Source organism: Streptomyces sp. NPDC033174 (assembly GCF_055577795.1).
In genome coordinates, this window is record NZ_JBVIPQ010000003.1 from 600088 (window position 1) to 616565 (window position 16478).

The 16478-nt window shown below is 75.7% G+C and carries 6 protein-coding genes; all 6 read left to right on the forward strand.

The features are described from left to right. The first annotated feature begins 298 nt into the window (after nt 1-298). Genes ACZ5VC_RS12885 through ACZ5VC_RS12910 form a run of 6 tightly spaced genes read left to right on the forward strand, consistent with a single transcriptional unit; the run spans nt 299 to nt 16475 of the window. Nucleotides 299-7231, forward strand: a complete 6933-nt coding sequence (locus ACZ5VC_RS12885; protein ID WP_469120089.1) for an SDR family NAD(P)-dependent oxidoreductase — start codon at nt 299-301, stop codon at nt 7229-7231. Beyond that, nucleotides 7224-12278: a beta-ketoacyl synthase N-terminal-like domain-containing protein gene (locus tag ACZ5VC_RS12890; protein WP_469120090.1), complete on the forward strand. Its 5055-nt coding sequence runs from the start codon at nt 7224-7226 to the stop codon at nt 12276-12278. Before ACZ5VC_RS12885 ends, ACZ5VC_RS12890 begins: the two co-directional genes overlap by 8 nt. Continuing rightward, nucleotides 12268-12606 (forward strand): acyl carrier protein, encoded by a 339-nt coding sequence (locus tag ACZ5VC_RS12895; RefSeq protein WP_469120091.1) that lies wholly within the window; start codon nt 12268-12270, stop codon nt 12604-12606. Before ACZ5VC_RS12890 ends, ACZ5VC_RS12895 begins: the two co-directional genes overlap by 11 nt. Before the next feature lie 7 nt (nt 12607-12613). Continuing rightward, on the forward strand, nt 12614-13432 hold the full coding sequence (locus ACZ5VC_RS12900; protein WP_469120092.1) for an alpha/beta fold hydrolase: 819 nt from the start codon (nt 12614-12616) through the stop codon (nt 13430-13432). Continuing rightward, entirely contained in the window at nt 13429-14607 is a 1179-nt protein-coding gene (locus tag ACZ5VC_RS12905) for a glycosyltransferase (protein WP_469120093.1), read from the forward strand. Before ACZ5VC_RS12900 ends, ACZ5VC_RS12905 begins: the two co-directional genes overlap by 4 nt. Beyond that, a complete protein-coding gene (locus ACZ5VC_RS12910; RefSeq protein WP_469120094.1) occupies nt 14604-16475 on the forward strand; it encodes a methyltransferase domain-containing protein in 1872 nt (623 codons plus the stop codon). The genes ACZ5VC_RS12905 and ACZ5VC_RS12910 overlap by 4 nt, the downstream gene beginning before the upstream one ends. Nucleotides 16476-16478: the final 3 nt, after the last annotated feature.

A 16478-nucleotide genomic window follows, 5' to 3' on the forward strand; every position in this document is an offset into this window, starting at 1 on the left:
CGAGCGCGCAAATGATCGAACGTTCAACGGGGTGGTGCACCGGATAGGCAGCACTCCATACCGCGTCGGCATGGGCCGGAAATGTGCGTTGACTCCACCGGTCGGCCGCCCCACGATGCAACGCGGCACGGCGGTGTTACCGGACAGTCACCTCAGGGGGGCGCCGGTGGCGCGGATCCCGCCGGGCCGGTCGCCGTGGCCCGACCAGCCGCGACAGGGGCGCCCCGCCGGAGTCCCGCGGCCACGCACACCGCTCCCGCTCCCTCGCCCGGTGCTGCCGGAAGTAAAAGGAGTGCCCGTGATCTCTCAGTCCACCCGGTCCTTCCGTCGGGACCTCGTCGTCGTGGTCAGCCCCTTCGAGGAACCCAACTCCCCGATGGTGACGGCCGCGCGACGAGCCGGCGCGCTCGGTCTGCTCGACCTCGGCAGGGACCGCGACCGGGCGCGCACCGCGCTGGCCGGACTCCGCGGGCCGCACGGAGTGCGGGTGGCGGCCGGCTGCCCGCTCGCCCCGGACGAACTGCCCGCCACCGTCGACACCGTCCTGCTCGCCGAGCGGGTGTGGCGGGCCGGCGTGCGGCCGTGGACCGCCGAGGGCCGGCGCCGGGTGTGGGCGGAGGTCGTCAGCCCCGGCGAGGCCCGTGCCGCCGTCGCCGCGGGAGCGGCCGGACTCGTCGCCCGTGGACACGAAGCGGGTGGCCGGGTCGGCGAGCTGACCACCTTCGTCCTTCTGCAACGCCTGCTCGCCGACCCGGACATCACCGTCCCCGTCTTCGCGGCCGGAGGAATCGGCCCCCACACGGCCGCCGCCGCGATCGCGGGCGGCGCCGCCGGCGTCGTCCTCGACACCCAGCTCGCGCTCACCACGGAGGGCCTCGCCCCACTCCCCGCCGATGTGGCGTCCGCCGTCCGGGCCATGGACGGCAGCGAAACCACGGTCGTCGCGGGCCACCGCGTCTACACCCGCCCCGACCTCGCCCCTCCCGAGGGGGACATCGCCGAGCGGCTCGGCGCCCGGGGGCTGGCGGCCCAGCCGCTGCCCATCGGCCAGGAAGGGGCGACGGCCGCCCGCCTCGCCGCGCGCCACCGCACCACCGGCTCCGTCGTCCAGGCCGTACGCGAGGCCATCACGAGCCACCTCGAAGCCGCCGAACGGGCCCGTCCCCTCGCGCCCCGCCCCGGCGGGGAACCCCTGCCCGTGGCCCAGGGCCCCATGACCCGCGTCAGTGACCGGCCCGCCTTCGCCGCCGCCGTGGCCGACGCGGGGGGACTGCCCTTCGTCGCCCTGGCCGTGATGGACGGCCCGGAGGTGCGCGACCTGCTCACCGAGACGGCCGAACGCCTGGCCGGACGGCCCTGGGGAGTCGGGCTGCTCGGCTTCGCCCCCGAGGAGCTGCGCCGCGAACAGCTCGCCGCCGTCGCCGAGGCCCGCCCGCCCTATGCGATCATCGCCGGCGGCCGTCCCGCCCAGGCCGCCCCGCTCGAAGCCGCCGGAACCAGGACCTATCTGCACGTCCCCTCGCCGGGACTGCTCGAACAGTTCCTCGCCGAGGGCGCGCGGAGGTTCGTCTTCGAAGGCCTCGAATGCGGCGGCCACATCGGTCCACGCGCCTCCTTCCCGCTCTGGGAGGAACAGATCGAGCGCCTGCTCTCCTCCCCGTACACCGCCGAACTCGACGTGCTCCTCGCCGGAGGCATCCACGACGAGCGCTCCGCCGCGATGGCGGCGGCCGCCGCCGGAACGCTCGCCGGACGCGGCGCCCGCACCGGCATCCTCATGGGCACCGCCTACCTGTTCACCGAGGAGGCCGTCACCGCCGGGGCCGTCCTGCCGGGCTTCCAGCGCGCGGCGCTCGACTGTGACGCCACCACCCTTCTCCGGACGGCGCCCGGCCACGCCACACGCTGCGCGCCCACTCCGTACGCCGACACCTTCACCGACACCGCGCTGCGGCTGCGTGAGGACGGAGCGAGCCCCGGCGAGGTCTGGGAGGAGTTGGAGAAGCTCAATCTCGGGCGACTGCGGATCGCCAGCAAGGGCCTGCGGCACACCGCCGCCGGAAGGACGCCCGTGAGCGAGGAGGAACAGCGCGTCGAGGGCCTCTACATGCTCGGCCAGAGCGCCACCGCACGCACCGCCACCACCACCGTCGCCGCCCTGCACACCCAGGTCACCGAGGGCGCGACCGCCCTGCTCGCCGAACGCGCCGAGGAGCTGCGGCGCCTCGTGCCCCCCACCGCCCCCGACGAGGAGGCTCCGCTCGACATCGCCGTGGTCGGCATGGCCTGCCGCTACCCCGGCGCCCGGGACCTCGCGGAGTACTGGGCGAACATCGTCGCGGGAGCCGACTCCGTCACCGAGGTGCCGGCCGACCGGTGGGACACGGCAGTCCACCACGACCCCGACCCGGCACGAGCGGGGGAGCGGACCCCGTCACGCTGGGGCGGCTTCCTGACCCCGGCCCCCTTCGACGCCCTGGCCCACGGCATCGCCCCCGCCTCGCTCGGCAGCATCGAACCGGTGCAGCTGCTCGCCCTCGACATCGCCGCCCGCGCGCTGGCCGACGCCGGATACGCGGGCGAGCGCCTCTTCGACCGCTCCCGGACCTCCGTCGTCTTCGGCGCCGAAGCGGGCACCGACCTCGCCGGGGCCTACGGCTTCCGGGCGCTGCACCCCGGCTACCTCGGCGAGCTGCCACCCGAACTGGACGCCCAACTGCCCCGGCTGACCGAGGACTCCTTCCCGGGGGTGCTCGCCAACGTCATCGCCGGACGCGTCGCCAACCGCCTCGACCTCGGCGGCGCGAACTGCACGATCGACGCCGCCTGCGCCTCCTCGCTCGCCGCCCTCGACCTGGCCTGCCGCCAACTGCGCGACCGGGACAGCGACATGGTGCTGTGCGGCGGCGCGGACGTGCACAACGGCATCAACGACTACCTGATGTTCGCCTCCGTGCGCGCCCTGTCGCCCACGGGCCGGTGCCACCCCTTCGACGCCGACGCCGACGGCATCGCCCTCGGCGAAGGTGTCGCCTGCCTCGTCCTCAAGCGCCTCGAGGACGCCGAACGCGACGGCGACCGGATCTACGCCGTCGTCAAGGCCGTCGGCGCCTCGAGCGATGGCCGCTCCCTCGGCCTCACCGCGCCCCGCCCCGAGGGGCAGCGGCGCGCCCTGGAACGTGCCTACCGCAGGTCCGGCGTCGCACCGGCCGAGATCGGTCTGGTGGAGGCGCACGGCACCGGAACCGTCGTCGGTGACAGCACCGAACTGGCCGTACTGACCGAAGTGTTCGCCGGAGCGGACGCCGCTTCCTGCGCGCTCGGCTCGGTCAAGTCACAGCTCGGGCACACCAAGTGCGCGGCGGGCCTGGCCGGACTCATCAAAGCGGCACGCGCCCTGCACGGCGGCGTACGCCCGCCGACCCTGCACATGAACGCACCCAATCCGCAGTGGCGGCCGGACACCAGCCCCTTCTTCTTCGACACCGAGGCAAGGCCGTGGGCCGCACCCGCCGGACAGCGCCGCGCCGCGGTCAGCGCCTTCGGTTTCGGCGGCACCAACTACCATGCCGTCCTCACCGGTTACGGCGACGCGCCCGAGCCCGCCCACGGCCTGGAGGCCTGGCCCGCCGAGCTGTTCTGCTTCCGGGGCGCCGACCGCGCGGCGGCGCTGAGCGCGATGGACCGCCTCGCCGCCCGACTGGAACAGAACGACGCGGCAGGACGCCCCTGGCCGCTGCGCGACCTCGCCGCCGAGACGTCCGCCGCCGGGGCCCGGGACGGGGAGGACACGATCCAGGTCGCGGTGGTCGCGACCGACCTCGACGACCTGGCCGCCCGGCTGCGCCCGGCCCGTGACTTCGCGCCCGGCGCCGGCGTCCACGTCCGCGGCGATGCCGAGCCCGGCCAGGTCGCCTTCCTCTTCCCCGGACAGGGCAGCCAGCGCCCCGGCATGATGGGCGACCTCTTCATCGCCTTCCCCCGGCTGCGCGCCCTCCTCGACGAGGCGGATCCCGGGGACGTCGCCGCGATGTTCCCGCCCGCCGCCTTCACCCCCGAGGAGCGCGCCGCCCAGCGCGCCGCCATCACCGACACACGGACCGCCCAGCCCGCCCTCGGGCTCACCGGCGCCGCCGCGCACCTCCTTCTCACCTCCCTCGGCGTACGCCCCGACAGCACGGCCGGACACTCCTACGGCGAACTCGTGGCCCTCTGGGCGGCCGGGGTCTACGACACGCCGACCCTCCTCAGGCTCAGCCACTGCCGGGCGGAGGCCATCCTCGCCGCGGCCGGGGACGACCCCGGCGCGATGGCCGCCGTGTCCGCCGCCCCGCAGGACCTTCCCGCACTGCCCCCCGGATGTGTCCTCGCCAACCACAACGGCCCCGCCCAGAGCGTGATCTCCGGCCCCACCCCGGCCGTCGACGCCGCCGTCGCCGCACTGCGCGAGGCGGGCATCGTCGCCGAACGCCTCCCGGTCGCCTGCGCGTTCCACAGCGACGTCGTCGCCGGCGCCGCCGGCGCGCTCGCCGCAGAGCTGGCCGGGACGGCGGTGTCCGAGCCCTCCGTCCCGGCCTGGTCCAACACCACCGGGCGGCTCTACCCCTCCGAACCGGCCGCCGTACGCGACCTGCTCGCCCACCAGCTCGCCGAACCGGTGCGTTTCGTGGAACAGATCGAAGCCATGTACGCGGCCGGGGTGCGCACCTTCGTGGAGGCAGGCGCCGGACGGGTCCTCACCGGTCTCGTCGGGCGCATCCTGGGGGACCGGCCGCACACCGCCGTACCCCTCGACCTCCCGGGTGAGCACGGTCTGACCCGGCTGGTCACCGCGCTGGCCGAACTCGCCGCGGCGGGCGTCCCCATCGACCCCGAGCCCCTCTTCAAGGGCCGGACCTCCACCCTGCCCGACGCGGCGCCCCGGCGCCCCGGATGGCTCGTGGACGGCCACCTCGTCCGTACCGCCGACGGCGAGCCCGTCGCGGGCGGCCTGGTCCCGGCCAGGCGCGTGACGGCGCCCCGCCCCGCCGCGGCGGCGGACCGGCGCGAGGGCGCCGTACTGGAGTACCTGCGCGGCGCGCGTGAACTCGTCGCGGCCCAGCGGGAGGTCCTGCTGGGCTATTTGGGGGCGCAGCCGGCCCCGGCGGCTTCGCCGGCGGAGTGGACGGACCCGCGCCCGGCGCCCGTGGCACGCCCCGCGCCCGAGGAGGCCGACAGCCGGCCGCTGACGCCCGGCCAACTCACCGACGTGGTACTGGAGATCGTCCACACGCGCACCGGCTACCCGAAGGACATGCTCGACCCCGCGCTGGACCTGGAGGCCGATCTGTCGGTGGACTCAATCAAACGCGTGGAGATCATCGGCGCGCTCGCCGACCGGATCGGGCTGCCACGCGGCTCGGACGGACCGGCCGAATCGTCCGTCGAGGAGCTGTCCCGGCTGAAGACCGTCAACGGCATCGTCGACTGGATCGTCGCGCACAGCCCCACGGGGGAAGCCGCCCACGAACCCGGCGCACCGGCGGACCCGGACACGAGCGCGGACGAGAGCGCCTCAAGCAGCAGCGCCGCCCGGCCGCTCGTCGAGGCGGACGACGGAGCGTCGTTCATCCCGGGCAGCCGCGGCGCGAGGCCGCTCGAGGAGGCGGACCAGGGTGCGCCGCGCGCGACCGGCGGGCCCGCCGCCCGGGTTCCCGTCGAGGCGGACGAGGGTGCCCGGCGCGCGGTCGGTCGCGCCGCCGCCCGGCTCCGCGTCGAGGTCACCCCCGTGGGGCCGCCCTCGCCCAGCGACCCCGCCGAGGTACTGGCCGGCCGCCGGTTCGCCGTCGTCGACGACGGCCTCGGCGTGGCCGTCGCCCTCGCCGCCGCACTCGAATCGCACGGCGCCGAGGTCCGCACCCTCCACCAGGACCGCCTGGCGGAGACGGCAGGAGCCGACGGCGTCCTCTACCTGGGCGCGCTGCGCCCCGCCCCCCACCCCGTGCTGCCGGACGCCTTCCCGGCACTGCGCGAGGTGCTGGTCGGCGGCGCGCGCCGCCTGCTGCTCGTCACCGGCTGCGGCGGAGCATTCGGCCGCGGCGCACCCTCGCCGTCCGGACCGGACGCGGTCGACCCGATCCCCGGTGCCGGGCTGTACGGCTTCGCCCGCACCGCCGCGATCGAGTACCCCGGGACCGCCGTACGCGCCGTGGACGTCGACCCCAAGGACCCGCCCGAGCGGATCACCGCCCATCTCATCGCCGAACTGTGCGCCCCCGCCGAACCGGTGGCCGTCGGCTACACCAACGGCACCCGCAACGTCCTGCGCACCGTCGACGCGCCCCTGCCCGCCACCGAGCCCGCGCCGCCGCTTCCGATCGGCCGCGACGCGGTGGTGCTCCTCACCGGAGGCGCCCGGGGGATCACCGCCCGCACGGGCCTGGCTCTCGCCGAGGCCACCGGTTGCCACATCGAACTCATCGGCCGCACGCCGTACGCCGACGACACGGAGGACCCCGCCGTCGCCCACGCCCACGACCGTGTCACCCTGCGCGCCGCCCTCGTCGGCCGGGGGCTGCGCAACCCCGCCGAGATCGAGGCGGCGGCGTCCCGGATCCTCGCCGCACGCGAGATCCGCGCCACTCTCCGCTCGCTCTCCGGCGTCGCCGCGTCGGTGCGCTACCACGCCGCCGACGTCACCGACCCCCGCGCCGTACGCGCCGTCGTCGCCGGCATACGCGCCCGCCACGGCCGGATCGACGGCATCGTCCACGGCGCCGGAACCATCCAGGACAAGCTGCTGCGCGACAAGGACCCCGCCTCCTTCCAGCGGGTGTACGCCACCAAGGTCGACGGCGCCCGCAACCTCGCCGACGCCCTCGCGGACCACGCCGGCACACCGGCCCCCGCCTTCCTCGCCGTCTTCGGCAGCGTCGCGGGAGTCTTCGGCAACCGCGGCCAGGCCGACTACGCCGCCGCCAACGACGCCCTGGACAGCTTCGCCTCCACGCCCGCCTGGGCACGCCGCTTCCCCGGCCGGGTCCTGGCCGTCGACTGGGGACCCTGGGCGGCCGAGGCCGGCGGCATGGTCACCCCCGAACTGGAGCGCGTGTACGAGAGCCGGGGCATCCCGCTCCTGGATCCGAAGGCGGGCACCGCCGCGTTCCTCGCCGAGCTGGCACACGGCACGGAGGGCCAGGTCGTCCTCCTCGCGGAGGGCACCCCGGCGCCGCAGGAGGCCCCCCATGGCTGACCGGCGCCACGGCCCCCGCCCCACCGACGCGGCCGTCGTCGGCATGGGCGCCGTCTTTCCCGGCGCCCCCGACCTCGACACCTACCGCGCCAACCTCGTCTCGGGCGCCGACGCCATCGGCGACGTACCGGCCGACCGCTGGGACCCCGGCGTCTACTACGACCCGGACGGCCACGCCGGGCCCGCGCGCAGCGACCGCTTCTACTGCCGGCGCGGCGGCTTCATCGACGACCTCACCGCCTTCGACCCCACGCGCTTCGGCATCATGCCCGCCGCCGTCGCCGGTGCGGAGCCCGACCAACTGCTCGCCCTGCGCGTCATCGCCGAGGCCGTCGCAGACGCCGGGGGAGAGGAGCGGCTGCCCGCCGACCGCTCACGCATCGGCGTCATCCTGGGCCGGGGCGGCTTCATGGGCGTCGCCACCGCCCGCCTCGACCAACGCGTGCGCACCGCCCACCAACTCGCCCTGACCCTGCGCGAACTCGCCCCCGAACTGGGCGAGGACCGGATCGGCGCGGTACGCGAGGCCTTCCAGGCGAGCCTCGGCCCCGAACAGCCGGAGGCGTCCATCGGCCTCGTCCCGAGCTTCACCGCCGCCAGGACCGCGAACCGGCTCGACTTCCGGGGCCCCGCCTACACCCTCGACGCCGCCTGCGCCTCCTCCCTGCTCGCCGTCGACCAGGCCGTCGGCCTGCTGGCGAGCGGCAGCTGCGACGTGGTGGTCGCGGGAGCGGTCCACCACTGCCACATCGCCACCCTGTGGAGCGTCTTCACCCAGCTGCGCGCGCTCAGTCCGAGCCAGTCCATCCGTCCCTTCGACCGCCGCGCCGACGGCACGCTGCTCTCCGAAGGCACGGGAGTCGTCCTCCTCAAACGCCTCGCCGACGCCGAGCGCGACGGCGACCGGGTGTACGCCGTCGTGCGCGGCGTGGGCGTGGCCGGGGACGGCCGGGCCGCGAGTCTGATGAGCCCGCTCGTGGACGGCCAGGTCCGCGCCCTTACCCGGGCATGGGGCCGGGCCGGCCTCGACCCCGCGGCACCCGACGCGCTCGGGCTGCTGGAGGCGCACGGCACGGGGACGCCCGTCGGGGACCGGACCGAACTCGCCACCCTGGCCGACGTGTTCGGCCCCCGTACCGCGAACGCCGAACCGGTCGCGATGGGCTCGGTGAAGTCCATGCTGGGCCACACCATGCAGGCCTCCGGCATGGCCGGCCTGATCAAGGCCGCCCTCGCCGTCCACGACGGCGTCCTCCCCCCGACCCTTCACCTTGACGAGCCCCACGAGGACTTCGCCAGCACGCGCATGCGCCCGGTGACATCGGCCGAACCATGGGCACGGGGCCGGACGCCACGCCGGGCGGGCGTGAACGCCTTCGGCTTCGGCGGCATCAACGCACACGTGGTCCTGGAGGAGGCCCCAGGGACACGGGCGGGGGCCGCAGCCGGGGCGGCGGGGCCGGTGGGGGCCCTTCGGGCGGAGTCGCAGAGCCTCCCGGCCCCGGCGCCGGGGGGCGTGGGGGCCGGGACCGGCCCGGACAGCGGCCACGTGGAACGCCGGAGCGGGCTCGATGACCGGGCAGCCGAGCAGGCGTTCACCGGCGGTGAGCCGCCACCGGCCCCCGGGGAGGGGCAGCACTCTCTCGCCTCCGACGCTCCGGAGGAGCGGCGGACCCAGGAGGCGGCCGCCGCTTCCGTGCCGGACGGCCGGTCGCCCGCGGGCGGCGCCGGCGACGGGAAGGAGCCGGCGTCCGGCCTGCCTTCACCGGCCATGGCCTCGGTCGCGCGCCCCGGGACCGCTGTTCCCGCCACCCCCTCCTCCGTGCAGGACGGTCCGTCGCCTGCGGGCAGCGGTAGTGGCGCGGGCCGGGGCGCCGCGGGCCTCCACGGCGACGTGCTCCTGCTCGGCGCGGACACGCCGGGGGAGCTCGCCCTGCTCCTCGACGCCGTGCGGGCCTCCGGTACGGCTGGCGCACCGACCCCCGGGCCCGGACCCTGTCGGCTCGCCGTCGTGGGGCCGTCGCCCAAGCGCCTGGCCCTGGCTGCCAAGGTCGTGGCCCGGGGCGCTCCGTGGCGCGGGCGCGGCGATGTGTGGTTCACCCCCCGCCCGCTGCTCGCGCACGGCGCCCGGCTCGCGTTCGTCTTCCCGGGACTGGAACCGGAAGCCACACCCCGAGTGGACGCCGTCGCCGGCCACTTCGGCCTGCCACGGCCCGCCCTGACCGGGGGCGACACGCTGGTGGAGCGAGCGGTCGACGCGATCGCCGCCGGCCGGTTCTTCGCCCGCGTCCTTGCCGAACTGGACGTCCGGCCCGATCTGTTGGCCGGACACAGCCTCGGCGAGTGGACCGCCATGGTCGTCGCCGGCATGTATCCGCGCCGGGCCGTCGACACCTTCCTCGACGCGCTCCGCCCCGGCGATCTCGACGTCCCGGACCTCGTGTACGCGGCCGTCGGCTGCGGGGCACGCCAGACCGCGAACGCCCTGGACGGCCTGGACCGGATCACCGTCAGCCACGACAACTGCCCGCACCAGTCGGTCCTGTGCGGTGAACCGTCCGCCGTGGCGGAGGCGCTCACCCGCCTGGCCGCGCAGGGCGTGCTCGCCCAGGAGCTGCCCTTCCGCTCGGGCTTCCACACGCCCATGTGGGCGCCGTACCTGCAACAGGTCCGCGCAGCCTTCGCCCGGCTTCCGCTGCGCGCTCCGGCCGTCCCCGTCTGGTCCGCGACCACCGGCGCCGCGTACCCGACGGCGGAGTCGGAAGTCCGCGACGTGGTGGTGCGCCATCTGCTGGAGCCGGTGCGCTTCCGGGAGCTGACGGCCGAGCTGTACGCGGAGGGCGTGCGCGGTTTCGTACAGATGGGCGCGGGCAGCCTGCCCGGCTTCATCACGGACACCCTCCACGGGCGAGACCACTTGGCCGCCGCGGCCGGCGCCGGCCCGGCGGCCAGCGGCCTGGAGCAACTCCGGCGGCTGGCGGCCGGACTGTGGACGGAGGGCCTGAACCCGCGCTGGGAACGGCTGACACGTCAGCGTGTCGAGCCCGCCCCGCAGTCTGCGCGGGCCGCCCACCCGGCAAGTACCCCCGAGCCGGCGCGCCCCGCCCCCGCCCGCCTGCCCCATCCCGCCCCCGCCCGCCTGCCCGATGCCGCCGCCCCGCGCCCCCGCGGAGGGACCGCCCCCGACCCCCTGCGCCTCGATCTCGGCTCCCCGCTCGTGCGCCTGGGCGAGGCCGCGTCCACTCTCCGTGTGAGTGGTTCGCCCCCACGGTCCCCCGGGGCCGGGGCCGGGGCCGGCACACCGGCGCTGGTCGCTGCGCTGGACGCCGTGCTCGAAGAGACCGAATCGGCGGTGCGCAGCGTCACCGAGGCGTGGCGCGTCGCGGCGGAGCAGGGGGCGCGGCGCCCCGCGGCCGTGACGGCGCAGCCCGCCCCGTACGAGCCCCCGCCCCCACCGCGAACCCGTCGCTTCCGGCGCCGGCTCTCCCTGGAGACCATGCCGTACGTCGTCGACCACTGCGTCTATCTCCAGCCCGAGGACTGGCCCGACCCTTCCGACCGCTTCCCCGTCGTGCCCATGACCACGCTGTTGGAGCTGGCTGCCGACGCGGCGCGCCAGGAGGTCCCCGGGCGTGTGGTGACCGGCTACGACCAGGTACGGGCCCTGCGCTGGCTGCCCGTGGCGCCGCCCGTCGAGGTGGAGTTCGAGGTGACTCCCGCCGACGACGGCAGCCGGGTACGGGTGACGATCGGCGAGTACGCGGCCGTCACCGTACTCCTCGCCGCTCCCGGCACCGCCCCCGGCCGCCATCCCACCTACCCCGGCCGCCCGGACCCCGACACCTCGCCGCTGACCCGCGAAGGGACGCCTCCCGTCAGCGCCGAGGCCCTCTACCGCGACCGCTGGATGTTTCACGGTCCGGCCTTCGCCGGAGTCCAGGAGGTGACCGCAGTCGGCGACGACGGCATCCGCGGTGTCCTGCGCGCGCTGCCCGCTCCGGGCGCGTTGCTCGACGCCGCCGGTCAACTCCTCGGCCACTGGATGCAGTTGAGACTTCCGGCCGACCGGTTGGTGTTCCCCGCGTCCCTGGAGCGGGTCCGTATCCACGCACCCGCCCCACCGGACGGCTCTCCGCTGCGCGCCACCGCCCGCATCCGCGCCGTGCGGCCCGGGTCCGTCGAGGGAGACGTGGAGCTCCTGGCCGCCGACGGGACCGTCTGGGCCCGCCTCGAAGGCTGGACGTACCGCCGCTTCGCCGCCGACGAGCGGGTCTGGCCGATGAAGTTCACCCCAGAGGTGTGCGGCATAGGCGAACCCCAGCCCGGCGGCTGGTGCCTCGCCCGCCGCCGCTGGACCGACCCCGCCTCGCAGGAACTGGTCATGCGGCGCTATCTGGACGCCGCCGAGCGGGCGGCGTACGAGCTGAAGCCGCCCCGCGCCCGCGCGCCCTGGCTGCTCGGCAGGATCGCCGCCAAGGACGCGCTGCGCCACCTCCTCTGGGACGCCGGGGCGGGCCCCCTCTTCCCGGTGGAGGTGCCGGTCGGCAACGACGACCTGGGCCGCCCCCGTCCCGAAGGGCCGCTCACGGCCGGACTCCGGCTCTCCCTGGCCCACAAGGACCGGCTGGCGGTCGCCTACGCCCACCCCACCGCGGCCGTGGGCGTCGACATCGAGGCGGTTCCCGACGACCCGGGCGCACTGAGCCGTATCGCGCTCACGGCGGAGGAACGGCAGCTCGCCGAGGAACTCGCCGTACGGGAGCGGACCGGTCTGGCGCAGGCGCTCACCACCTTGTGGTGCGCCAAGGAGGCCGCCGCCAAGGCGGAGGGTTCCGGCCTGGGTGGGCGCCTGCGCCAGTGGACGGTCACCCAGGGGCCCGCGGGGCTCCGGGTGACCACGCCCGAGGGCCGCGCGCACACCGTCCGGACCAGCACCGTCCACGACGCGGCCGCGCCCCACGTCGTGGCCTGGACCCTTCCCAGCACCGAAGCCCATCCGAATCCGCACCCCCACTCGACCCCGACGGAGGCCCGCCATGGCATCTGACACCACGGCCGAACGGATACTCGCCGAGATCACCGCCATGCTCGTCGCGACCGTCGGCGACGAGTTCCTCCTCATGGAGGAGGTCGGCATGAAGACCACGTTCAACGAGGACCTGGCGCTGGAGAGCGTCGAGTTCGTGGCGCTCGCGGAACTGCTGCAGGAGCGGTACGGGGCGCGGGTGGACCTGATCGCCTTCCTGGCCGAGAAGGACATGGAGGAGATCCTGGCCATGACGGTGGGCGACCTCGTGTTCCACATCGCCACCAGCACCGCCCCGGCGCCCGGGACCGCCCCGGCGCCCACCACTGCCTCGGCCCCGGCCGCCTGAGCCCGCCATGGCCGACATCCTCGCCAACTCCGTACGCTTCCACGTCCACCGGATCCCCGGCACGGGCACCGGCGCCACGACCGGCACCACCGCCGTCTTCCTGCACGGGATGGTCGTCGACAACCTCTCCAGCTTCTACGCCACGCTCGCCGTCCCGGTCGCCCAGGCCGGCCACGACGTCGTCCTCTACGACCTGCGCGGCCACGGCCGCACCGAGCGCCCGCCCACCGGCTACGACACCGACACCGCCGTACGGGACCTCGTCGCCCTGCTCGCCGCCCTCGGCCTCGACGAACGCCCCGTCCACCTCGTCGGAAACAGCTACGGCGGCACCCTCGCCCTGCACACCGCGCTGGCCCGCCCCGACCTCGTCGCCGGGCTCGTCCTGCTCGAAGCGCCCCTGAACGGTCCCTGGATCGACAACATGCTCGACACCCTCTCCGTCGCCGCCCTCGACCTGGAGGGCAGCCAGGTGCCGCGCGAACTCGCCTCGCTCGGCGCGCGCAAAGCCGCCCGGCTGGCCGCGGCGGCCGACGAGCTCCTCAACCGCACCACCCTGATCGAGGACATCGCGGCGAGCCGGCCCTTCACCCCGGCTGACTTCGCCCAGATCCACTGTCCCGTACTGGCCGTCTGCGGCGAGCACTCCGAACTGGTCCCAGGCGCCGGGGAACTGGCCCGCCACGCACCGGACTGCACCGTCCGCATCCTGCCCGGCCTCGGCCATGACGTACTGAAGGGCGGCACCGAGGAACTGCGCCGAGCGGTACTGGACCGGCTGGCGGAGGCCGCGGCCAGGCCCCGGCCCGAGGCGGTGAGGGCATGAAGGCGCTGTTCGTCGTCCCGCCGCTCGCCGGCCACGTCAACCCCACCATCGCCGTCGCCGCCGAACTCACCGCACGCGGCCACCGGTGCGCCTGGACCGGTCCCGCCGAAGTCCTTCCCCGGCTGCTCCCCGACGGCGCGCACATCCTGCCCGCCGGAGACTCGCCGGGGGAGGAACTCGGAGGGTATGCCGCGCTGCACGCGCACTGGCGCGATCTGCGCGGTGTCGCGGCCCTCCGCTTCCTGTGGGAAGAGGCGCTCGTCCCCCTCGCCCACGCGATGCTGCCCGGCGTCGAAGCGGCCATCGCCGCCTACGCCCCCGATGTGCTGATCGTGGACCAGCAGGCCCTGGCGGGGGCCGTCGCCGCCGAGCGGCACGGGCTGCCCTGGGTGACCTCAGCGACGACCACCGCCGAATTCACCCGGCCGTTCGCCGGCTTCCCGCGCGTGGGGGAGTGGGTGGACGAGCGGATCGCCGGGCTGCTCACCGCATGTGGCGCGCCCGGCGGCCGGGACCCGCGCTTCTCCGACCGCCTGGTCCTGATCTTCTCCACTCCGGAACTCGTCGGCGCCGACGCGGCCGGCCCCGGCCGCCCCGCGCACCACGCCTTCGTCGGACCCGCGCTGAGCACCCGTCCCAGCGGGGCATCGTTCCCCTGGCGGCGCCTCGATCCGCTGCGACGCCGGGTCCTGGTCTCCCTCGGCACGCTCAACCGCGAGGCGGGAAGCCGCTTCTACGCGACGGTCCTCGGGGCCGCGGAGGACCTCGCCGAGAACGTCCAGATGATTCTGGCCGCGCCCGCTGACGTCGTCGGCGCCGTCCCCGACAACGTCCTGCTCCAGGAGTACGTTCCGCAGCTGCGGCTGCTGCCCCACCTCGACGCCGTGGTCTGTCACGGCGGCCACAACACCGTCTGCGAGGCGCTCGCCCACGGCCTGCCCCTGGTCGTCGCCCCGATCCGCGACGACCAGCCGATCGTCGCCCAGCAGGTCACCGAGGCCGGAGCCGGTCTCCGCGTCCGCTTCGGACGGCCCCGGGCGGCCGACCTCCGGGACGCCCTCACCGCAGTCCTGGACGACCCCGCCCACCGCCAGGCCGCCCGCCGCCTCCAGGCATCCTTCGCCGCGGCCGGCGGCGCGGAGGCCGCGGCAGACAGGTTGGAGAAGCTGATATGACACAGCACCGTCACCGTACGCGCGTCCCCTGGACCGCCGTCGTGTGCCTGGCCGGCCTCACCGCGGGCACCGTGCGCGCCCGTCGCCGGCTGGCCGCCCTTCCCGTACTGGAGCCGGCCGCACCCGAGAGCGAGCCGGCGCGGGGGCCATGGCAGCTGATCAGCGCCCGGGGAGTCGACGTCGACGAGGACACCCTGCGCGCCGCCGTCGCCCACGCCGAACGCGCCGGCCTGCGGATCCTCGACCTGCTCCCGGCCGCTCTCGACACCGAACACGCACTGGGCCTGCTGCGCGTCCTCGACGTCCCCGCCTCGCCCTTCGCCCGTACCAGCCCGGGTCATGGCGCGGGCCACGCCGTCCTCGTCGACGAGGACGTCCTGCGCCGCGCCGGCGTGAAGAGCGCGCCCTCCGCCCCGGAGGCGGCCGAACTGCTCGCCCTGCTGCGGCGCCTGAAGGAGTACTCCCCCGACGCGACCGGCCTCGCCATCGCTCCCGGGCTGGCCGCCCCGGCCCCGGAGCCCACCTCGCGGACGGCGGAACTCCGGGCCCGGGGACTTCCCCCCGGTCTCGTGACCGCCGCCCAACTGGCCGGGCTCGCACTGCTCCTGCGGTCCGCCGCCGTCGACCGCCGCTGGGGCGCCGCGGCGCTCGCCCTCTACTGCCTCCAGCCCGCCCTGGTCCTCGGCGGACCGAAGAGCCCGCTGCGCCCGGCCGACCTGCCCCGCGCCGCCGTGGCGCGCCCTCTCCACTCTGCCGGCGCCGCGCTGCGCACTGCTCTGAGCGCCCGCCCCGCCGGGACCGGACCGTCACCCGAACTGGAAGCACTCAGGCCGTCCTACGCGGCCGAACTCAAGGAGGGCACCGAGCGGTTCTTCGAGCCGCGCCGAGGTGACTGCCCCTGGTGCGGCTCCACCGATCTCTCCGTACGCGTCCGTGTCCCCGATCTGCTCCAGGGCAAGCCGGGCCGCTTCGCCCTCGAACAGTGCGGCGGCTGCGGGCACATCTTCCAGAACCCCCGCCTCTCCCTCGACGGCCTCGACTTCTACTACCGGGACTTCTACGAAGGCCTCGGCGTCGACGGTGCCGCCCAGGTGTTCGGCGGCATGGGCCGCTCGTACCGCGCCCGCGCGACCATGCTCGAACCCTTCGGCACACCCGCCCACTGGCTCGACGTGGGCACCGGACACGGCCACTTCTGCGACAGCGCCCGCGACGTCTGGCCGGCCACCCGCTTCGACGGACTGGACATGTCGTCCGCCGTGCGCGGGGCGGAGGCGCGCGGCTGGGTCGACACCGCCCACCACGGCCAGTTCCCCGACCTCGCCGCCGGGCTGGTCCACCGTTACGACACCGTCAGCATGTACCACTACCTGGAGCACACCCGGGACCCGCTCGCCGAGCTCGACGCGGCCGCCGTGGTGCTGCCGCCCGGCGGACATCTGCTCATCGAGCTGCCCGACCCCGCGTCTCGCCTCGCCCATGTCCTCGGGCCGCACTGGCTGCCCTGGTTCCAGCCCCAGCACCAGCACCTCATCCCGATCGGCAACCTCCGGCAGGCGCTGACCGAGCGCGGCTTCACCGTCCTGGCCGAGGAGCACGGCGCCGCCCACCAGTCCTGCGACTTCACCGGCGCGGTCGTCCTCACCGCCAACCGTCTCGCCCCCGATCCGTACGCCCCCTGGGGCCCCGGCACCGCCGGGCTGCCCCGGCGCGCGGCCCGCGCCGCCGTGCGCGCCGCGGCGCTTCCGTGCCTGGGCGTCGCGGCCGCCCTCGACGCCCTGCGCTCGGCGGTGGCCCGCGCCACCGACGGCGGCAACGCCTACCGCGTGCTGGCCCGCCGGACACCCCTCGGCACGGAAAAGGGGTGAGCA